19 protein-coding genes and 1 pseudogene are annotated in these 20,625 nt (G+C 58.5%); 10 read left to right on the forward strand and 10 right to left on the reverse strand.

What is annotated here, in order from left to right; all coding sequences use genetic code 11:
- Positions 1–204: 204 nt before the first annotated feature.
- The gene (locus ACLIIZ_RS06550) at positions 205–393 is read right to left on the reverse strand and encodes a hypothetical protein (RefSeq protein WP_416691306.1); all 189 of its coding nucleotides are present in this window, start codon (positions 391–393) and stop codon (positions 205–207) included.
- 226 nt (positions 394–619) lie between these two features.
- Between ACLIIZ_RS06550 and ACLIIZ_RS06555 the strand changes: the two genes are divergently transcribed.
- The 3 genes from ACLIIZ_RS06555 to ACLIIZ_RS06565 are packed head-to-tail and all read left to right on the forward strand — an operon-like array spanning position 620 to position 3,420.
- Positions 620–2,182, forward strand: coding sequence for a CYTH and CHAD domain-containing protein (locus tag ACLIIZ_RS06555; RefSeq protein ID WP_416691307.1), 1,563 nt, complete (start codon positions 620–622; stop codon positions 2,180–2,182).
- A complete protein-coding gene (locus tag ACLIIZ_RS06560; RefSeq protein ID WP_416691308.1) occupies positions 2,183–2,800 on the forward strand; it encodes a PAS domain-containing protein in 618 nt (205 codons plus the stop codon).
- Positions 2,797–3,420, forward strand: coding sequence for a GGDEF domain-containing protein (locus ACLIIZ_RS06565; RefSeq protein ID WP_416691309.1), 624 nt, complete (start codon positions 2,797–2,799; stop codon positions 3,418–3,420). Before ACLIIZ_RS06560 ends, ACLIIZ_RS06565 begins: the two co-directional genes overlap by 4 nt.
- Before the next feature lie 63 nt (positions 3,421–3,483).
- Here ACLIIZ_RS06565 and ACLIIZ_RS06570 read toward each other — a convergent pair whose 3' ends face one another.
- Positions 3,484–4,053, reverse strand: coding sequence for a hypothetical protein (locus ACLIIZ_RS06570; protein WP_416691310.1), 570 nt, complete (start codon positions 4,051–4,053; stop codon positions 3,484–3,486).
- A gap of 77 nt (positions 4,054–4,130) precedes the next feature.
- On the opposite strand from ACLIIZ_RS06570, the gene ACLIIZ_RS06575 reads away from it, so the two are divergent.
- Both ACLIIZ_RS06575 and ACLIIZ_RS06580 read left to right on the forward strand, forming a co-directional pair.
- Positions 4,131–4,757 carry a ParA family protein gene (locus ACLIIZ_RS06575; protein ID WP_416691311.1) on the forward strand — a complete coding sequence of 209 codons (627 nt, stop codon included), beginning with the start codon at positions 4,131–4,133 and terminating at the stop codon, positions 4,755–4,757.
- A 50-nt stretch (positions 4,758–4,807) separates the two neighbouring features.
- Positions 4,808–5,179, forward strand: a complete 372-nt coding sequence (locus ACLIIZ_RS06580) for a Crp/Fnr family transcriptional regulator (protein ID WP_416691312.1) — start codon at positions 4,808–4,810, stop codon at positions 5,177–5,179.
- 42 nt (positions 5,180–5,221) lie between these two features.
- On the opposite strand, the gene ACLIIZ_RS06585 is transcribed toward ACLIIZ_RS06580, so the two are convergent.
- Complete coding sequence (locus ACLIIZ_RS06585; protein WP_416691313.1) at positions 5,222–5,653, reverse strand: NUDIX hydrolase; 432 nt, start codon at positions 5,651–5,653, stop codon at positions 5,222–5,224.
- 321 nt (positions 5,654–5,974) lie between these two features.
- Positions 5,975–6,589, reverse strand: coding sequence for a tyrosine-type recombinase/integrase (locus ACLIIZ_RS06590; protein WP_416691314.1), 615 nt, complete (start codon positions 6,587–6,589; stop codon positions 5,975–5,977).
- Between the two features lie 230 nt (positions 6,590–6,819).
- On the opposite strand from ACLIIZ_RS06590, the gene ACLIIZ_RS06595 reads away from it, so the two are divergent.
- A complete protein-coding gene (locus ACLIIZ_RS06595) occupies positions 6,820–7,758 on the forward strand; it encodes a chromate resistance protein ChrB domain-containing protein (protein ID WP_416691315.1) in 939 nt (312 codons plus the stop codon).
- Positions 7,755–8,687, forward strand: a pseudogene (locus ACLIIZ_RS06600) (chromate transporter); the annotation flags it as partial. The gene ACLIIZ_RS06595 and the pseudogene ACLIIZ_RS06600, both read left to right, overlap by 4 nt.
- A 115-nt stretch (positions 8,688–8,802) precedes the next feature.
- Here the strand turns inward: ACLIIZ_RS06600 and ACLIIZ_RS06605 are convergent.
- The 6 genes from ACLIIZ_RS06605 to ACLIIZ_RS06630 are packed head-to-tail and all read right to left on the reverse strand — an operon-like array spanning position 8,803 to position 14,780.
- Positions 8,803–9,393, reverse strand: a complete 591-nt coding sequence (locus tag ACLIIZ_RS06605; protein ID WP_416691316.1) for a PqiC family protein — start codon at positions 9,391–9,393, stop codon at positions 8,803–8,805.
- A gap of 2 nt (positions 9,394–9,395) precedes the next feature.
- A complete protein-coding gene (locus tag ACLIIZ_RS06610; protein ID WP_416691317.1) occupies positions 9,396–10,919 on the reverse strand; it encodes a PqiB family protein in 1,524 nt (507 codons plus the stop codon).
- A 46-nt stretch (positions 10,920–10,965) separates the two neighbouring features.
- Entirely contained in the window at positions 10,966–11,622 is a 657-nt protein-coding gene (locus ACLIIZ_RS06615) for a paraquat-inducible protein A (protein WP_416691318.1), read from the reverse strand.
- Entirely contained in the window at positions 11,619–12,236 is a 618-nt protein-coding gene (locus ACLIIZ_RS06620; RefSeq protein WP_416691319.1) for a paraquat-inducible protein A, read from the reverse strand. Before ACLIIZ_RS06620 ends, ACLIIZ_RS06615 begins: the two co-directional genes overlap by 4 nt.
- Positions 12,233–14,503 (reverse strand): mechanosensitive ion channel domain-containing protein, encoded by a 2,271-nt coding sequence (locus ACLIIZ_RS06625; protein ID WP_416691320.1) that lies wholly within the window; start codon positions 14,501–14,503, stop codon positions 12,233–12,235. Before ACLIIZ_RS06625 ends, ACLIIZ_RS06620 begins: the two co-directional genes overlap by 4 nt.
- A 37-nt stretch (positions 14,504–14,540) precedes the next feature.
- Complete coding sequence (locus ACLIIZ_RS06630; RefSeq protein ID WP_416691321.1) at positions 14,541–14,780, reverse strand: RNA-binding protein; 240 nt, start codon at positions 14,778–14,780, stop codon at positions 14,541–14,543.
- A gap of 174 nt (positions 14,781–14,954) precedes the next feature.
- On the opposite strand from ACLIIZ_RS06630, the gene ACLIIZ_RS06635 reads away from it, so the two are divergent.
- From ACLIIZ_RS06635 to ACLIIZ_RS06645, 3 genes are read left to right on the forward strand one after another with little or no spacing between them, the layout of a single operon-like run.
- Complete coding sequence (locus ACLIIZ_RS06635; protein ID WP_416691322.1) at positions 14,955–16,091, forward strand: efflux RND transporter periplasmic adaptor subunit; 1,137 nt, start codon at positions 14,955–14,957, stop codon at positions 16,089–16,091.
- A 9-nt stretch (positions 16,092–16,100) separates the two neighbouring features.
- A complete protein-coding gene (locus tag ACLIIZ_RS06640; RefSeq protein ID WP_416691323.1) occupies positions 16,101–19,238 on the forward strand; it encodes an efflux RND transporter permease subunit in 3,138 nt (1,045 codons plus the stop codon).
- Positions 19,235–20,623 (forward strand): efflux transporter outer membrane subunit, encoded by a 1,389-nt coding sequence (locus ACLIIZ_RS06645; protein ID WP_416691324.1) that lies wholly within the window; start codon positions 19,235–19,237, stop codon positions 20,621–20,623. Before ACLIIZ_RS06640 ends, ACLIIZ_RS06645 begins: the two co-directional genes overlap by 4 nt.
- Positions 20,624–20,625: the final 2 nt, after the last annotated feature.

Consider the following 20,625-nt stretch of genomic DNA (forward strand, 5'->3'; position numbering starts at 1 on the left):
GTAGCCACTTGCTCGCTTAGCGTACGGTTTTTTCCGAATTCTGAGATGCCCCCAATTTATGCGAATTGGAAATCTATGAAGCGGCCGTTGGCGACCTCATTACGCCGGCCCAAAGAGGCCATTCCCATCCGAAGATGACTGGAATAGGAATTGAGATGAACCTACCTACGATAGGCCTGGGTAGGCCCACAGGTAGTAAGTCTTCTATGAAGTATGCTTGGTCGCGCCGTCAGATTCCTTCTGGCGGATTTTTTCGATGTTTTTCGTCCAATCATCCATCGCTGCCTGGTCGTCTAGCAAACGAGCCACTGTTTTCTCTGCCACTTCCTGCTTCGGTTGTCCGGAAAAAATGGTGGAACGGGATGGGTTATTCGACGTCTGTTGATTGTTCATTTGCTGCTCTCTCTAGGTGATGTTTGCCAACGACGCGCCACCAAAAGTGGCAGCCTTGTTCTTGCTTTGGCTATTATTTTTTCGGAAATTCTACCGGTCTCTCAGCCTTGGAGCCAATCCGTGGTTTCCACAGAACGCCTGCCATTCACAAATCTGGTGCAGCAAGGTAGAGCCGAATTATGGCTTTCGATAGACTCCGCTGCATCCTGACTCCACGCGCAGCACCATGGCCACCGAAGTTGAACTGAAACTCTACTGCTCCCCCGACGCTATCTCTCGCGTCGAGACTCACCCCCTCATCACCGCAGGTGTCGAAACCGGCCCTGCCAAACATCTTGAGAACACCTACTACGACACGCCCGACTTGGCGTTGCATCAAGAACGCATTGCGCTGCGTCTGCGCACGACGCCTACGGAACAACTGCAAACGGTCAAATGCGCCGCCAAATCCGTCGCTGGCCTATCCTCCCGCCCCGAGTGGGAAACCCCCTATACGGGCGCGTTTGATTTCAGCGCCGTCGATGCCCGCAAGGCTCGGGCCTTTTTGGAGGAGCAGCAGGCGAGTTTGGTTCCCGTTTTCACGACAGCGTTCGAGCGGCGAACCTGGCGCATCGATATTTCGAAGAAGATTGCCATCCTAGTCATGGTCGATACCGGGCAAGTTTCCTCAGGCGACCGCTCCTTGCCGATTTCAGAAGTGGAACTCGAACTGGCGCAGGGGAATCCGGAAGACCTGCTCGATTTTGCAACTGCCTTGGCCACCCACCTGCCTTTGGTCCCTCATGATGCCAGCAAGGCTGAACGCGGCTATCAGTTATTCCTGAACCAGGTTTCAGGCCCCCAGAAAGCCTCTCCCAGCCCGCTCGGCGCCAAGCAGAACTCGGCGGAAGCTTTCCAGTTTCTGGCCAGCCAAGGCATGCAGATGTGGCAAGCCAATCTTCTGGGCACCCTGACCTCGCCAGACCAGGAATTCGTGCATCAGTTTCGGGTTTCCCTGCGGCGTCTCAATAGCCTCATCAAGGTCTTCAAGCCGGCCTTGCCTGGACACTATCAGACGCAATGGACGAAACGCGTCAAAGCACTGTCACAAATCACCGGGGATGTCCGTGACCTGGACGTGATGCGTTCAGGCATCGTGGAACCGATGTTGCAGAGCGACGACCCGCAAATTTCCTGGCATGCCAAAGCCGCACTTGCCGCATTGGATGAGGCGAAGAGGGAAGCCGTCGCGCAGTTGGCAGAACTCCAGTATGGCGGCACCGTCCTTCTATTTGCACGCGACTTGCAAGACCTGGGTACCGATGATTTCCCGAAGAGCCTGCCCCGGTTCGCCGAAAAGCAACTCGCAGGCTTGCACCGCAATGCCGTCAAACGACTGACCAAGACGCTCAAAGCGCCAACGCCGGAGCGGGCCCATCGATTCCGCATCGCACTGAAGCATCTGCGCTACTCGTGCGAGTTTTTTGCGCCCCTGTTCGACAACGACGAGATGGTGGAATACGCCAAAGCGATTGCCGGCTTGCAGGACGCATTCGGATTCATCAACGACTTCCATGTGGCGCTCTCCAGACTGCAGGACTGGGTAGCGCAAGCGGCCATCACGCAAGAAACCCGCGATGCCGTTGCGGCATGGCATACCCCGCAGGCACAAGCGATGTTAGCCAATGCCCTGCATCTTGCCGAGTCAGTCATGAGCCGCTGTCAGCCTTGGTGTACCGAATGTGAGCGACGGGGCCTGAGCGAAATCCGGCGTCGCATGCAGCATGACATCAAGCTGCAAGTCGAATAAATGATTGAGTCGTCCGCCACGCAGCGCCCCGAATATCGCGCCCTGGATTTGCTGACAGCGCCAGTGTGGGTTATCGAGGGCCGAGAAAATGAAGTTGTTTTTGCAAACAAGGCTGCGGAACAGCTTTCCGCAAAGTCAGACCTGCACGAGCTGCGCCACGGCAGTCATTCCGCCTACGCCGAAGAACACCTTGCCGCTTATCTGCCGGCACTGCGCGCTTGTGAGCCCATCGTTGAAATCTGGACGCTGCATCGAAATGGAGAGGCTGTTCCGCTGAGTTGCCAATTGTCGTTGCTTGACCAGAGCCCGCAAAACGAGCAAATCCTCGTTGAAGGGATATTGGCTAGCTTGCCGTCCGCTTCTGTTTCTAGGCTTTCCGGGCTTGCTGAGCACGGTCTCTACGACCAGCTATTTCATTCGAATGGCGCGCCCATGCTCCTTATCGACCCGGCGGCTGATGGCCTCATCGTCGATGCTAACCTGGCGGCTTGCCGATTTTACGGCTACACCCGGGAAAGCTTTTGCCGCATACATACTTGGGAACTCAACGCGCTCGGTCGACAGGTCCTGCCCATCATGAGCGAAGTGGCCAAATTGCCGGGGGGCACCGCCCCTTGAATTTCGTTCATTGCCTTGCGAATGGCAGCCTACGCGATGTTCAGACCTATGCCAGCCCTTTGGAGATGGACGGCAAGCGGCTTATGCTGTGCGTTGTTCACGATGTGACTGAGCAGAAACGCCTCAAGAATGAACTCGAGTTCGCGGCATCCCGCGACCCGTTGACCGGCCTGTGGAATCGCCGCCATTTTCTCGATTTGCTAGACAAGGCCCGGCAGCAGAAGCGCCGCAATGACGTGGACTACAGTCTCTTGATTCTGGATGCCGACCATTTCAAGAATATCAATGACCAGTTTGGTCACGACAAGGGTGATGAGGTGCTCGTCTTGTTGGCAAGAACCCTTGAAAACCGGGTTCGTGAGACTGACTCTGTGTGTCGCTGGGGCGGGGAGGAATTCATCATCCTGCTGCCGCAAACGGACATTAGCAACGCAGCTCATCTCGCAGAATGCTTAAGGGCTTTTGTTGCCGAGATACAGATTCCAGCATTACCTCACATTACGGTGAGCATTGGTGTCGCGCAGCATCAGCAAGAAGAGACGACCGAAAGTCTGCTCAAACGAGCGGATGCTGCGCTTTATACGGCCAAAGCCTCGGGGCGAAACAAAGTCGTCTGCTGACCTAACATCGGCAATCACTAGAGCGACTTTTTTACACAAAGTCGCCCCATTGAAGCAGAGGACTTATTTCTTCGGGCGCCCCGTCTTGATGCGTTCAACCAGGCCAATCGCCTTGACGAGTTCAGCATCATCCAGCTTGGCCAGCACCAGCACGGCTGCACGCAAAATTTCGCTCTTCTTCACCTCGACGCCAGCAGTCAGCGCACGTTGCTTGAGCGTGGCAAACAGGGCGTAGTCGGTTTCCGGAATGGTGAAGCTGTCGCGCACTAGCTTCGGCTTCTTCGGTGCTTGCTTCTTCACCTTGGGGGCTTTTTCTGCCTTTGGTGCTTCGGCTACTTTTTCCTTGGCGGCCGCGGAAACCTTCTTCACCGGCTTGGCCGGCGTCTTCGCTGCCGGAGTGGGAGCCGGCTTTTCAGCCACTTCCTTCTTGGCTGGCTTCGCGGCAACGACCTTTTTCTCGACCTTGGGCTTGGCAGTCACTTTTTTAACGGCAGCGGCCGTGGCAACTTGTTTCTTGGGCTCAGACGCCACAGTTTGGGCGGTTACCGGCTCACTCTTTTCCACGACAGGGGTAGCGACTTCGGCTGCTTTGACTTCGTCTTTCGCGGGCTGGACTGCGGCTTCCTTGCTCATTTTGCTCTCCTAAAGCGGCATCAAAGGTATAAACTATATAAACACTTTATACACTAAATGGAAGCAAAGCAATTCAGATGCGTAAAATCATGGTGGCCAATCCTAAAGGTGGGTGCGGCAAATCAACCCTGTCGGTTCATATCGCGAGCTGGTTTGCCCGGCACGATGAGATTGTCTATTTGGGAGACCTCGACCGGCAGCAATCCAGCCGGCATTGGCTGGAAGCTCGGCCTGAAAACCTCGCCACCATCAAGCACTGGGACATTTCCGCGGATGAATTCAAGCTGCCGCCCAAGCACTGCAACGTCGCCATACTGGATACGCCTGCAGGTTTGCATGGGAAACGTCTGAAAGAAGTCTTGAATGAGGTGGACAAGGTGGTTGTGCCGGTTTCCTCGTCGCGTTTCGATATGCTGGCCACCCGTGAGTTCTTTGAGGAACTTGCCGCAACCAAAGCCGTTCGCAAGGAGCGAGTGGATATTGGGGTGGTTGGGATGCGGGTTGATGTCCGCACCCATGCCTACGCTCAGTTGCTGGAATTCCTTAAAGAGTTTGACCTGCCTGTCGTGACATGCATTGCGCAATCGCAACGCTACCTGCAGGCAGCGGACACCGGGGTCACGATTTTTGACAATGATTTGAATTCGACGGCCGTGGACATCCAGTGGCGCCCGTTGTTGAATTGGCTGGTTAGCCGACACTGACCGTTCAGTTCGCCAGTATTACTTCAAAAATTATCAGGAGATAAAGCGTCATGATGCCCATCGAAATTTTCTCTCACAATACGGTAAGGATTGCGATTCAGGCGGGGCAGGCGCTGTTCCGGGAAGGCGACGAGGGCAACCAGATGTACGTCCTTGAAACCGGCACCGCTGAGGTCATTGTTCAGAACCGTGTCGTCGAAACGCTGGAGCATGGCAGCATCGTCGGCGAGATGGGCTTGGTGTCGCCTGGACCGCATTCGGCTAGCGTGATTGCCAAGACCGATTGTGAGTTCGTCGCTGTCGACGAAAAGCGTTTTCAGTTCCTGGTGCAACAAACGCCGTATTTCGCCATTCAAGTCATGCGACTGATGGCGGAGCGACTTCGGGCCACCAACAAGTTGCTGGTGGCTGCCGCAGCCTAGTTTCAGTTCTTCACCTGAGTGGCGGGAGGATAACACCGCCTTTCAGTGGCTGGCCGCCTTCTCCAGCAACCCCTTCTTGATGGCAATCGAGGTTGGCCCGTTAAAGCGGGACGGCAACTGCTTGGCCGTAAACCAGCGAAAGTCGCTGTGCTCGCGATTGAGGCGCGGTGAAAACTCCCGCTCGGCTTTAATCACGAAGTAATGCATATCCCGGTCATTCTGTCCTGAATTGAACCTTCGGGTGAGCGTATGCAGTTTGGCCAGGTGACGTGGCTTGATGCTCAAGCCAGCCTCTTCACCCAATTCACGAACCAGTGCCTCCCGAGGGCGCTCGCCGCTATCGATACGACCGCCAAACAGGTTCCATGCCCCGCTTTTGTTGACCTTGGAAGAGCGTTTCCCCATCAGAAATTTGCCGGTGGCCGCACAGTAAATGACGGCCCATGCTCCTGGTTGGCTGTATCCCTTGTCCATGTCAAATATTTGCGGCGACGGTTATCGATGAGTTGTTTTGAACAATGTAAACGATTTATACCGTTCCATTATTTCTGTTCGATGACAGCGCTATGAATTCCGTTGAGCTACGCCAGCGACCGTTTATTAGTGGCCCTCTCCCCCTGTCGTGAACGTCAAAGCTGGGCTAGATACCGGCCACTCAACTGGCTCCGAATATCTCTTGCTTATTCAAAATGGATAGCCACCTCGACCGGCGGCTTCTGGCCGGCAGCCCGCGTACACCCTGATGCCCAAAAGCGGCCGCACGGAAAATGTACTCGCACAGCCGCGACACACTGGCTAGATTTCAGTCTGCTCCGAAATCTCTAGGGCATCGTCCACCTCGATGCCGAGGTAGCGAACGGTGCTTTCCAGCTTGGAATGACCAAGTAGCAGCTGAACTGCCCGCAGGTTTTTCGTCCGCTTGTAGATCAAGGTCGCCTTCGTTCTCCGCATGGAATGCGTCCCGTAGGCAGATGAATCAAGACCGGCAGCTTCGGCCCAGTGATGCACTATCCGCGCATATTGGCGTGTCGAGACATGAGGCGATCTAGCCACCCTGCTCGGGAACAGGAACTGATCGCTTCGCAGATGCGATTTCTCCAGCCAGGCCGACACTGCTGCCCTCGTCGGTTCAGTCAGTTCGAACTGTACTGGCCGCTGCGTTTTTCGCTGAACCACCATGGCGCGGGATAGCACCTGGTTTCCGTGGGTAATGTCGCGCACCCGCAGGCTGACGAGATCGCAGCCCCGTAGCTTGCTGTCGATGGCCAGATTGAACATGGCAAGGTCGCGGACCGCATGGGCATTCTGGAGGAAGATGCGGATGGCCCAGATGTCCTTGGGCTTGAGCGGTGGCTTTTGGCCGACGAGCTTTCCCTTGTTCCAGGCTTCGCGTTTGTTGATGGTTTCCATCTGTGACTCCTTGGCTGTTGATCGGAGTCATATGTTCGGTCTGTGGGGGAATGGCTGCTGTGGGGCAGGATGGCTTACGCGGGCTGTCGGCCAACAGCCGACATAGCCCGAGTCGTTGATTCAAGTCTGCAAATCGCCAACAAGGAGCCGGTGGTATCAGGTGAGTCACTATTTTTACGTAGACTAAGAACAAATTTGTAGAAAACATTACTCTATTGTAGAGTGTATTCATGACTACATGGATTTCACTCATTACCAGCCTCCCCACGGAGAATGCGACTGCCCGCATGCGTGCTTGGCGTAGCCTCAAGGCGTCGGGCGCTGCGGTCCTCCGGGATGGCGTCTATCTGATGCCGGAACGGGAGGATTGCCAAAACACGCTGGATAGCGTGGCCACGGACGTTCGTGCAGCGGATGGAACAGCACTGGTCGTCCGCCTCGAAGAGCCAACCGATGGCAACTTTGTGGCGCTATTCGACCGCAGCGCTGATTTTGCTAGCTTGCTGAATGACATTTCAGCAGCCCGAAGCGCACTCAGTCCAGATACGGCCAACGAAGCCCTGAAGCAAGCGCGTAAGCTGCGCAAGGCGTTTGGCAATCTGGCAGCTATCGACTTCTTTCCTGGCGAAGCTCAGAAGCAGGCCGATGAGGCTCTGCGTGACCTCGAACAGCGAGCAGCTTGGGCCTTGTCACCCGATGAACCGCATCCGGTGAACGATGCCATCGCTCGCTTGCACATCCAGAACTACCAGGGGCGACTCTGGGCGACTCGTCGGCGTCCCTGGGTGGATAGGCTGGCCTGTGCCTGGTTGATTTATCGCTACATCGACCCGCAAGCCAAGTTGCTCTGGCTGGCAACGCCGGCTGACTGCCCGGCTGAGGCTTTGGGCTTCGATTTCGACGGCGCGACCTTCACCCATGTCGGTGCCCGGGTCAGCTTCGAAGTGCTGCTCGCCAGCTTCGGCCTGGAAACCCCCGCATTGCAACGCTTCGGTGCCCTGGTGCACTTCCTCGACGTAGGTGGCGTACAACCGCCAGAGGCCGTTGGCATCGAAAGCGCCCTGGCCGGCCTGCGCGACACCATCCTCGACGACGACCAACTTCTGGCTCTGGCCAGCAATATCTTTGACGGACTAATGGCCTCCTTTGAGAAAGGCCCGAAATCATGAATACAACCCTGACAGCAAAACCCGAATCACTCGATGAACAACCTGCCAAAGTCAGCTTCTGGCAGGCCTTTCTGTTCTGGTTAAAGCTCGGCTTCATCAGCTTTGGCGGCCCCGCCGGACAAATTGCCATCATGCATCAGGAATTGGTGGAGCGCCGGCGTTGGATTTCCGAACGCCGCTTCCTGCATGCCCTCAATTACTGCATGGTACTACCCGGTCCGGAGGCTCAGCAGTTGGCAACCTACATCGGCTGGCTGATGCATCGCACTTGGGGCGGCATCGTGGCTGGTGGACTCTTCGTGCTGCCCTCGTTGTTCATCCTGATTGGGCTGTCTTGGGTCTATATCGCCTTCGGTGATGTGCCGCTGGTCGCCGGCCTGTTCTATGGTATCAAACCGGCTGTAACCGCCATCGTCGTCCAGGCTGCCCACCGCATCGGCTCACGTGCACTGAAGAACAATGTGCTGTGGGCGGTTGCGGCAGCCTCCTTTGTCGCCATCTTCGCGCTCAATGTGCCGTTCCCGGCTATCGTGGCGGCGGCAGCAGCAATTGGCTACTTCGGCGGGCGCATTGCACCGGACAAGTTCAAGGCCGGTGGCGGACATGGCAAGGCAGACAAGTCGTTTGGCCGAGCACTGATTGATGATGACACGCCGACCCCTGCGCATGCTCTGTTTGCCTGGAGCAGGCTGGTCAAAGTCGCACTCGTCGGCATGCTGCTGTGGCTGGTGCCGATGGGGATGCTGACCGCCCGTTACGGTTGGGACCATACCTTGACCCAGATGGGCTGGTTCTTCACCAAGGCCGCGCTGCTCACCTTTGGTGGTGCGTATGCCGTGCTGCCCTATGTCTATCAGGGCGCAGTCGGCGGCTATGGCTGGCTGACGCCGACCCAGATGATTGATGGGCTGGCACTGGGCGAAACGACCGTCCCGGCAATGCGTCCTAGCTGGGTTTTCGATTCCTGCAGTTCCTGGCGCAACTCCATGAAATTCGTGCAGCCGGCCAGTAGTAGCGCACAGCACAATGCGAGCAGGCGATGAATCATTTGGCAGCTTCCTGCCAACGGCGCACCTGATCAGCGATCTCGGCCGCGATAACGGCCAGGGCACGGCGTTGCGCCGCAATCAAGGCACTGGGCTCGGCAGAGCGCTCGGTTTCGTGCAGGACACTGCGCCCGAGGACGACCTTGCCGTGGCGCGACTCCAGTCGCCACACAATATCGGCATCGGCACCACGTCCCTCGACCACTTCCAGGCGTTGGACCTCCAGAGACAGGCGGAAATCGGCGTCAATACGCTGGGCATCAATAGGAACAGAGACAATCCTGCCGGTATCGAGCTTGCGGCCCAGTTCCATTGCCAGCACCCGAGGAATAGCCCGCCGCAAGGGTTCGCCCCAGCGTTGCTGTTCGTTGATCCGGACCTGGTTGTTGGCCATGCGGGTCACCAGTTGCGGGCGATCGATCAATTCAGGCAGATTGGTCTGGGTGATCACGATACTGGGCGCTACCCCTTGCGGGCCGGGTTGTTCGATGCCGTTGTCCAGCGTGTAGAAAACTGGAGCCGGAGTACTCGCACAGCCCCCCAGCAGAAAAACCACACCCAGACAGGCAAGCCACTTTTTATGAGCCATGTTCATTCCCCTTTCTTGCCGGACAACAAGGCTTCTGGCTGGCGTTCGAGCAGGTCAGCCAGGTTGCGTACGGCCGTTGCGGCCTTGCCAACCTCCCGCAAGGTATCGCGCATCTCAAGCTGCAATGGCGCATCGCTGACCAGCGCCTTGTCGGCCGAGCTGAGCATCCGTTCGGCGCTATCCAGCGTCTTGCGCGCATCTTTCAGGGTGGCCGTTAGTTCGGGCGCCACCTCCTTGTCGAGGCGAACCACCAGTTGGTCGACGTGCTGCATCGTGTGGCGCAGGGATTCGACAATAGCCAACAGCTGGTCCTGCAGCGAATCGAGTGTGCCAGGCTGGACCGGCAACTCGGGCCGACGCCGAGACCAGTCGATCTTGCCGGCCTTGGCATTGGCAAAGAAATCGAGGGCTATGTAGCGTTGGCCGCTCAGCACGTTACCTGTACGCAACTGGGCCCGGAAACCTTTGCCAACCATCTTCTCGAGGATATCCCGAGATGCCTTCGCCGATACCTCGTCGCCGCTTTGGTTTCGCGTGCGCTTGGCAAAGCGGTCAGGGTAGAGGCTGATCTCGACCAGCATCGTGAAATCAGTCTTTTCTTTTTCGAAATTCAGGTCGATACGCGAGACCTCCCCCGCCACCAGGCCACGAAAATCGACGGGGGCGCCGACAGCCAGACCGCGCAGGGATTCGCGGAAGGTGAGAACATATTTTTCAACCCGTGTTTCGGGTATCCGGTTGGCTGCCGCCTGGTCGGAATGCAACACGAAGGAGGAGTCTGCCTCGGCTTTTTGCACCGGCTCTTCGTCGCTGCCATTCGGCGACGAGAAGGCAATACCTCCTAGCGCCAGGCTGACCAGGGATTGCATGTCGAGCTTAACCCCGTCGGCGTTGAGCGATACGTCGATCCCACTTGCATGCCAGAATCGTGACGCCTGGGTTACGAAGGCATCGTAAGGCGCATCGACAAAGATGCGTACTGATACCCCGGAGCCGTCTTTCTGCATGCCGTAGCCCACAACACGTCCGACCTGAATGCGCCGGAAATAGACCGGCGCACCAATATCCAGAGATCCAAGGTCATCAGCCCGCAACACAAATTGGCGCCCTGGCGTATTGGAAGTAACCAGCGGGGGCTCTTCCAGGCCGACGAACTCTTGGCGCGAAGTCTCTGACTTGCCGGGATCGAGCGCAATATAGGCACCGGACAACAAGGTCGCCAGCCCTGAAACGCCACCGGCGGCAACACGAGGCCGCACCACCCAGAAACGGGTGTCCTCGACCAGCAAGCCTTCAGCCTGCTTATCCATCTGTACGCTGACCCGCACCGATTTCCGATCCGGATTCAAGGCAATGCTCTTGACTGTACCGATCTCGACATCCTTGAATTTGACACGCGTCTTGTTGGCTTCCAGCCCCTCGGCAGCAACGAATTGCAGGGATATTTCCGGTCCGCGGGCGCGAATGGCCTGGACGGCAAGACCGATGCCTACCAGGATGGCCAGTGCCGGGACGATCCAGATCATGGTCATTCTCTGGCGTGGCCGAACGATGCGTCCGGAAGGCAGGTTGTCAGACAGGGGCTGTTCGTTCTCGCTCACGACGCTCTTTCTCGGATTTGGAATTGGTTTTGATATCCCACAGCAGGCGCGGGTCGAAAGCCATCGTCGCCAGCATGCTGAGGACGACTACAGCGCCAAAGGCCAGGACGCCAGGCCCCGGTGCCATGGTAGCCAGGGATTGGGCTTGTACCAGGGCCACCAGGATGGCCACGACATAGACATCGAGCATCGACCATCGTCCGACCAATTCCAGCAGGCGATACAGGCGGGCATGCTGGAGCGGCTCACCTTGGCTGCGCCGCTGTACAGCCAGCAATAACGCAGTCAGTGACAGCAGCTTGAGCAGGGGAACGGCAACGCTGGCGACAAAAACGATCAGGGCCAGCATCCAAGAACCGGAATTCCACAGGAAAGCAACGCCACTCATGATGGTGTCGCGCTGCACGCCGAACAGGGAGCGGGTTTCCATGATCGGTAGCAGGTTGGCCGGCAAATAAAGCACGTAGGCAGCAATCAACAAGGCCCAACTGCGTTCCAGACTATGGGGCTTGCGTCGATGTAGCGGGGCATTGCAACGCGGGCAACGCGCATGTTCGGCCATTTTGTCCAGGCGACCACACACCTCGCACAAGGCGAAGCCCTGTTCGGCTGCCGTGATCGCCCTCATGCTTCGGCTGCCTCCCAGGTTTGCCACAGTTCGCGGTAATCGACGATGGAGCTCAATACCGACAAGACCAGCATCAGCGCGCCGAAACACCAGATCGCTGGCCCCGGCAGGACATCGGCCAAATGCGACAGCTTGACCAGAGAGACCAGGACGCCAAGGATGAAAACCTCGACCATCGCCCATGGGTGCGCCAGTTGAAGCGCACGGAAGACGCGGGAGAAGCCGGCCGGGCGATACCCCAGATGCAGCGGTAGCAGCAGCCAGCCGAGGGCGCACAGTTCGATCAGGGGGATTAGAACCGTCGTCGCCAGCAGCAGGACGGCCACGCCCGGCATATCGTCGCGCCACAGTTGGCGTGCGGCGCCAAAGACGGTCGTTTCAATCTCATGCCCCTGGATATTCAGGCCAACGATGGGAAAGGTGGTGGCAATCACGAGCAAGACCAGGGCCGCACAAGTCAGGGCCAGCGAGCGCTCCAGGCTGTTGCGGCCCACACGGTACAACTCGGCATCGCAGCGCGGGCAGGCAACGGTCCCCTTTTCAGCTGACAGGTCGATCTCGCGGAGCAGCAGATCGCACTCGTGGCAAGCCGTCAGATGAGGGGGCCGAGTCACGACGCACCATCCATCATGATGACAGGAACCGGACGCGCCCAATCGAGATGCACGTCGCGCTGCGGGAACGGGATGGCGATTCCAGCCTCGGTGAGACGTCGATAGATCGTATGGCGCAAATCGCTATCGACGCGGCGGGCCACCGTGCCCGGGCCCAGTTCGACCCAGTAAATCAGCACCATTAACAAGGCGCTGTCGGCGAAATCCTCGAAATACACTTCCGGGGCCGGCGTCTTCAGCACCTTTTGATGATCGCAGGCTGCCTTGATCAGCAATTGGGTGGTTGCCTCGGAATCGGAGCCGTAGGCCACCCCGACCTTTAATTCACGCCGTAACTGTTGATTTGAATAGGTCCAGTTGACGACCTGGTTTTCGAGAAAGCTGGAATTGGGCACCAGTGCTTCCACGCCGTTGAAGCCCCGGACAGTGGTCGCCCGCAAATCCACCGCAGTGACATGCCCGGTCATGCCGCCGAGCTCGATGATGTCGCCGACCCGAATCTTGCGCTCGAACAGGATGATGATGCCGCTGATGAAGTTCTTGATGATCGTCTGCGTGCCAAAGCCGACGCCAATGGCCAGCGCACCACCCATGAAGGCAAAAACGGTCAGTGGAATGCGTGCCAGATTGAGAATGAAAACGATCAGCCCCAGCGCGAGAAGAATCATCATCCAGCGGCGTATCACCGAAGCCAGCTGGTTGCTGATCCCGAAACGGCTGACCAGAATCTTCGACAGCAGATGGGACAGGCGCGAAAACAGCCAGTAGCCGACAACGAACAGCAGTAGCGCGCCGACGCTTTTACCGACGGTGATGCCGTAAAACACGCTGACTTTCCGTCCATCGACATCGGACACGTCCTCAACGGCAAACAGTTCGTATTGCCAGAAAGCGCGCCAGGTTTCGTGGAGTTGGTCGCCCAATGCCCCGGCCCTGCCAGTCAGGCTGCCATCGGCGTTCTGATTGAAATCAGCCAGCCAGCGGGATAACTGGCGTTCCAGGCGGCTGGCCGCCGATTCCAGGCGTTCATGAACGCTAATCTGTTCCTGGAGTAGGGCCCACTCTTCGCGGGCCAGCTGTTGCTCGGTACTGCCCGGGGGTAAATTGGCCACCTTGGTTTCCAGATCCCGGATAGCAACCGCCGATGCCTCACGCTGTTCAAGTGAGAGGCGCTTGCGGCTGACCAGGCCTTGATGGATTTTGTTGAACGAGAGCAACATCTGGCGCTGTTGCAGCATATCGTTGGATGCCTGCCCGAGGTAACGCTTTTCCCATATGTCGGTCCTTAATTGGGCCAGCAACTGCAGGCCGTTCAAGCCCTCAAGGATGTTGCCTTCGATGATCAGTGCCTGCTTGAGGAAATTCACGCGTTGCAGGCGCTCGCCGTCGGTTGGTGGCCCGCTTGCCGACAGTTCTTTTTGCTCTTTTTCATGGGCAGACTGGCGCCGGCGGACCTTATCGGTTTCCTCGCGCAGCTTTTCCTCTGCGGCAGTAGTGCGCTCCTTCAGCGTCTTCAGGTCCTGTTCGGAAATCCGTTGTGCCGGCAAGACCTTGGCCACCAGTGCCTGCATTTCCTGAGCCTGGACGACGAAGGCACTTTTTTGCAGCTTGAGTTTATCGATATCGATGGCCAGCAGCGCCAGTTCCGCCTCGGCCGTCCGTCGCCGCAATTCAACCTGCTCATGCTCCCAGCGTGCGACAAGCCCATTGCCGTCGTTGCCGGTCAGCGCTAGTCGATCAGCTGCCAGGCGAAGTGCCTCATCGGCCCGCCGCAATTGTTCGACCAAGATCTGCTTTTCCGATTCGCGAGCCGAGAGCCCGGAATCCAGTGCCTGAACCTTGTCCTGCACGCCGGCCAGTTCATCGCGCAGGGCGTCGACGGCGAGCGCCGAATAAGGTGGCGTCGCCCCTATCGCGTGCACCACCGGCAGGCTGGCCAATGTAAATGGAGGAGCCTTCTGCAATGCACCCAGTTCGTCCAGGCGCTTGATTCGCTCACCTTGCAGAAAAGCCAGATGGTCCAGCAGTCGCTGTCTGTCGGCGGCACGCACCGAGTCGGCACTGGCTGTCTCCCTGGCACCGGGCAGTTCCGCTTCGCGCTGGCGCAAGGTCTCGCCAAGCTGGGTCTCCAGCTTGGCGCGCTCTTCAGCAACATCAACGGTCGCCGCTACTGCCGGCTTGCCCCCCAAAGCGCTGCGCAAAGCTGGCTGTTGCGCATGGGAGGTCCCCATGAGCACAATCAACAGCAGGGTAATCGCAATCCGCATGCTTATCTCAGGGCTGTCTGCAATGCTTTCGGCACACTCAGTGCAACAGCAAGCGGGCATTGATCATGTGCCCGTCGTGCCAGTAGTCGGTGACGCGTGAAGTGAGCTGGAATGCCTGCACGTCACTGATGTCCATCTCGACAATGACGAGCGGTGCGCTGGCATCGCCATCCTTGATGATGGAAACCGTATGCACCGGCCCGACTTTTTCCAGTGATTTCCTGACTGCTTCTTCAGTCACGTCGGGTAAAAGGCCGGAAAACATGATTTTCTTCATTGCCTTATCCTTATATAGAAGGAATGTAAGCCCCCAATATTACCGGCTGGGGAATACAGGGAAATTTCACTCCGCCCAAAATGGGCGGCCTCGCTCGGAAGGTGACACCAAAGATGATTAGGATGTAAGGTTAATCGATTGCCAACCACATATTAACGCCAGGAGCCGGAGCCCATGCCAGGTCAGTCAAAGTTTCCCTCCCTCACCTGTACACTGCTGCTCGGGGCTCTTTTGGCAACCGGCGGCTGCAAGGAAACATCAAAGCCCGCCCCCCCGCCACCACCCGAGGTGATCGTTCAAACGCTCGCTGGCCAGACCACCCCGCTGATGGTTGATCTGGTGGCTGAGGTCAAAGCCTATCGCGAGGTCGACATCTATCCACGTATCTCCGGCCAGTTGATCAGGCAAAGCTTCAAGCCGGGACAGAAGGTCAAGGAAGGCGAGTTGCTGTTTAGCATCGACCCGCGCGCTTACGACGAAGCGATCATCGATGCCCAGGCCAAGCTGGCCGAGGCCGAGTCGGTACTTGCCCGGGCCCGCCAGGACGTCGCTCGCTACAAGCCACTTCTGCCCGACAACGCCATTCCACGCCAGACCTACGATCAGGCAGTCGCTTACGAACAGCAGAACACAGCAGTTGCCCAGGCGCGCCGCGCCGGTTTGGAAAAGGCCAGACTGGATCGCTCGTATGCCGATGTGCGCTCACCGATTTCCGGCCAGATCGGATTGCAGAAAATTGAAGTCGGTGCCTTGGCCACCGCCGGCCAGACGGTGCTCGCCACGGTGTCGACACTGGACCCCGTCGTTGCCTATTTCAGCATTCCCGAAGTCGACTACATCAGTTTCGCCAAGCGATTCCAGGCCCAGAAACGCGAAAGCAAGGCGCCGATCGATCTGATCCTGGCTGACGGCAGTACCTATGCCCAGTCGGGCCAACTTGACTTTACCGATCGCGCCTTGAACCCGGCGACCGGTACGCTGACCTTGCGGGCAGTCTTCCCGAATCCGGATGGTCTGCTCCGGCCGGGCATGAACACCCGTGTTCGCATCGTTCACGAGGTCGCGCAGAACGCCTTGTTGGTTCCTCAAAAGGCCGTCACCGAACTACTTGGCAAGCAGTTCGCCAGCGTCGTGCTGGCCGGCGACAAGATCGAACAGCGCCCGATTCGCACCGGTGCCCGTATCGGTGAGCTATGGTTGGTCGAAGAGGGCCTCAAGGCTGGCGAGCGCATTGTCGTCGAAGGTTTGCAGAAAGCGCGCCCCGGCACCGTCGTCAAGCCGCTCGATGCGGCGACGGCCGGCAAGCCTTAAGGAGCGAACATGGCCAAGTTTTTCATCTATCGGCCGGTGTTCGCCATCGTCACCGCCATCGTCCTGACGCTGTGCGGCATCATCGCCGGCATCAGTCTGCCAATTGCCCAGTACCCGCAGATCACGCTGCCAACCATCCGGGTTAGCGCCGTCTATCCTGGTGCCAGTGCCGAGGTGGTCGAACAGGCCATCGCCCAGCCCATCGAGGAGCAGGTGAACGGCGTCGAAGGCATGCTTTACATGAGTTCGAGCTCCTCCGGCAACGGAGGCTACAACCTCGACATCACCTTCGGTCTGGAAAACAACGCCGACATCGCAGCAGTACAGGTCCAGAACCGCTCATCCCAGGCCAACGCCCGCCTGCCTTCGGAGGCGATTAGCGCCGGCATCACCACCAAGAAGCAGACACCTGACGTGCTGATGTACCTGGCGCTGGTGTCGCCGAACGGTACCTACGACGAACTGTTCCTGGCGAATTACGCAACAATCAATGTCGTCGAGGCCATCAAGCGGATCAAGGGCGTCGGCAACGTCAGCCTGTTCGGTGCTGAATTCGGCATGCGTCTGTGGCTGAGGCCGGATCGCATGGCCAGCCTGGGCGTGACGCCATCTGATATCTATCGTGCCATTCAGGAACAGAATGCACAGGCCCCGGCTGGGCAGGTCGGCCAGATGCCGGCCCCGAAAACGCAACAATTCCAGTACGGCGTCGAAGTACGCGGCCGCCTGTCGGAAGTCAGTGAATTCGAGGAAATCATCGTTCGCGCGAAGCCTGATGGTTCCTTCGTCCGCGTCCGCGACGTGGCACGCGTCGAACTGGGCGCCAAGGATTACGTTTTTCAGTCGCGTCTGAATGGCCATCCGGCCGCCGCCTTTTCCATCAACCTGACGCCCGACGCCAGTGCGCTGGAAACTGCCGGGCTGATCAATGCCGAACTGAAGTCGCTAGCCACCTCCTTCCCAGCTGACCTGAGCTACGACGTGGTGCTCGACAACACCGTGTTCGTCAAGGCCTCGCTGAACGAGGTGGTGCATACCTTCTTCGAGGCGCTGCTGCTCGTACTCGTGGTTGTTTTCCTCTTCCTGCAGAACTGGCGGGCGACCGTCATTCCCATGCTCGCTGTGCCAGTCTCGCTGGTCGGCACCTTTGCCGCCTTCACGCTGCTCGGCTTCACGATCAACACCTTGACCCTGTTCGGCATGGTGCTGGCCATCGGCATCGTGGTCGATGACGCAATCGTTGTCGTCGAAGCGGTTGAACACCACATGGAGCACAGCGGCCTGAATGCCCGGGATGCAACCCTGCGCGCCATGGAAGAAGTCTCTGGGCCGGTAGTCGCCATTGCCCTGATTCTGGCCGCCGTCTTCGTACCCGTGGCTTTCCTGGGCGGGATCTCGGGGGTCATGTACAAGCAGTTCGCCATCACCGTCGCCGTCTCGACCGTCTTGTCGGCTTTCGTCGCCCTGTCGCTGACCCCGGCGCTCTGTGCCTTGATGCTCAAACCAAAGGACAAAAACCAACGGCCAGGCCTTACCGGGCGCTTCTTTGGCGGCTTCAACCGGGTTTTCGAACGCCTGACCGACAGCTATGGCCGCAAGGTACAGACCCTGATCCGTCGCAGCCTGCTATCGCTGCTAATGCTCGGCATTCTGATCTTCGCGGCATTCGGCTTGATGAATAAAGTACCGGGCGGCTTCGTCCCGTCCGAAGACCAAGGTTATTTTCTGGGCAGCGTTCAGTTGCCTGCAGCCGCTTCGCTGAACCGGACGGAAATCGTCACCACCAAGGTGGACGCCATCCTGAAGAGCCATGAAGCAGTCGATAAGCGCCTGATCATCAATGGCTACAACATCCTTAACGGGGCACCGCAATCCGATAGTGCGCTGTTCGTTGCGACCCTGAAACCTTGGGCGGAGCGCAGCACCGATTCGCTGAAGACGGTGATCATCGGTACCTACCTGCAGGCAGCCAAATTACCGGAGGCCATCATCCTTGCCTTCAACCCGCCACCCATTCCCGGCCTGGGTTCTACCGGTGGCTTCTCGTTCAAGCTGCAGGACCGCGCCGGCGGCACACCACAGGAACTCGCCAAGGTGGCCGACGATTTCATGGCTGCTGCCCGCCAGCGCCCGGAAATCGGCAGCATCTATTCCAAGTTCAATCCGCGCACGCCGGCTTATCGTCTTGCGGTCGACCGGGAAAAAGCCAAGAAACTGGGTGTGCCGATTTCCGATGTGACCAGTGCCCTGCAAACCTTCCTGGGCGGCCTGAACGTCAATGACTTCAGCCGCTTCGGGCGCACCTACAAGGTCACTATGCAGGCAGAACCCGAATATCGCAGCGACATTCAGGGTATTGGGCTGTTCCACGTCCGCAACGGCGACAACCAGATGATTCCGCTGTCGACGCTGGTTACACCCATGCCGACCAGCGCACCGACGGTTCTGGAACGCTACAACCTCTACCGTACTGCAGAATTGGGCGGCAACCCCGGCGCTGGCTACAGCTCGGGCGATGCCATTGCCGCCATGGAAGATGTTGCGGCTACGACCTTGCCAGCCGGCTACGGCTTCGAATGGTCGGGGATCAGCCGTCAAGAGAAAGAGTCGGCCGGCAAGGCACCCATCGTTTTCGGGCTCGCCATCGTCTTTGTCTTCCTCTTCCTTGCCGCCTTGTACGAAAGCTGGGCAGTGCCTTTCGCCGTGCTGTTCGCCGTACCGCTCGGGGTGTTCGGCGCCATGCTCGGCCTGTGGCTGACGGGTCTGACCAACAATATCTACGCGCAAATCGGCCTGATCCTGCTGATCGGCCTGGCTGCCAAGAATGCCATCCTGATTGTCGAATTCGCCAAGATGAAGCGGGAAGAAGGCGAGGATGCCGTGAGTGCAGCCATCGGTGCTGCCAAGCTGCGTCTGCGCCCGATCATCATGACCTCCTTCGCTTTCATCCTCGGTGTCGTGCCGCTGATCATCGCTTCCGGGGCCGGTGCGGCAGCGCGGGTGTCGATGGGCATTACGGTTTTTGCCGGCATGCTGGCAGCAACGCTACTCGCCATTTTCATGGTGCCGGTCCTGTTCGTTGCGGTCGATCGCATCGTCGTCCGTTTTTCCAAAAAAACAGCCGACCAGCCGGAGGTCCAGGCATGATCCGCCGTCTTCCCCCCACAGTGTTGATCGCCAGCCTATTCGTTGCCGGTTGCGCCGTTGGCCCGGATTACCAGCGTCCGGAAATCAATCTACCGGAAAGCCATCGCGGTGCCAGCCCGGAAAACACCAAGGCCCCTTCGCTGGCTGACAGCAACTGGCGCGAGGTATTTACCGATCCTCCCCTGCAAAGCCTGATCGAAGAAGCTTTGAGTGCCGGCCCGGATGCCTTGCTCGCTGCGGCCCGCCTGCGCGAAGCCGAAGCGCTGGCCGGTGTCAGTCGAGCACCGCTCTGGCCGCAGGGTTCTATATCGCTCAATACTTCGCCCACCATCCGCCAACCCGGCGAACGCTTCACGGCCAGCTACCTCGGTGGCGCCGGCATCTCATGGGAAATCGACCTCTGGGGACGCTACCGCCGCGCCAGCGAAGCCGCCAAGGCTGAACTGCTGGCCAGCGAGGAAGCCCTGCACGGCATGCAGGCTTCGCTGGTTGCCACCGTCGCACGCTACTATTTTCAGTTATCTACGCTGCATGACACCCTAACCATTACCGAGCGCAGCGCGCGCAACCAAGGTGAAGTGCTGCGCCTGATCAAGCGCCTCTCGGCGGCCGGCATTTCTTCCGCGGCTGAGGAGCGTCAGCAGGAAAGTGCGCTGGCGGCGACCGAAGCTAGCCTGCCGACGTTGCGCCGCCAGATTGCCGAAACGGAAAACGCCTTATCCTTGTTGCTCGGTCGCAATCCGGGAGCCTTCCGTCTGGATGTGCCACCCAAACTGGCGCTGCCCGGATTGATTCCACCGGGATTGCCATCCAGGCTGCTTGAACAGCGGCCGGATATTCGTCAGGCCGAAGCTCGCCTGATGGCTGCGAATGCTCGTGTCGGCGAAGCCAAGGCAATGTTTTTCCCCAGCCTTTCGCTCACCGCGATCTTCGGTGGCGTAAGTACCAGCCTGGCCGATGTCGTGCACGGGCGAGCGCCAGCCGTTGCCAGTATCGGCCCGAACCTGCTGCAACCACTGTTTGCCGGCGGTCAGATCTACTTCAACCGCGAAGCAGCACAAGCCCGGCTTGATCAGGCAGTCATCAACTATCGGAAAACTATTCTCAATGCCTTGGGCGAAGTTGCCAATGGCCTGGTTGCCTATGAAACCAGCGATGCGCTGATGGAAACCCAGGCTCGCCGCGTTGCTGCTTCCCGAGAAGCGATGCGCCTCGCCGATTTGCGCTTCCGGGCCGGCACGACGAATTTCCTCGAAGTGCTCGATACCCAGCGCCAGTTATTGGCGGCCGAAACGCAGGAGGCGCAGGCCTTGCTGGAGCGACGCCAAGCCTTGATCAGCATCTATCTCGCCTTGGGGGGAGGCTGGCAGGCGACCGGTAGATAGCC

Source organism: Azonexus caeni (assembly GCF_048146105.1).
Taxonomy (GTDB): domain Bacteria; phylum Pseudomonadota; class Gammaproteobacteria; order Burkholderiales; family Rhodocyclaceae; genus Azonexus; species Azonexus aromaticus_B.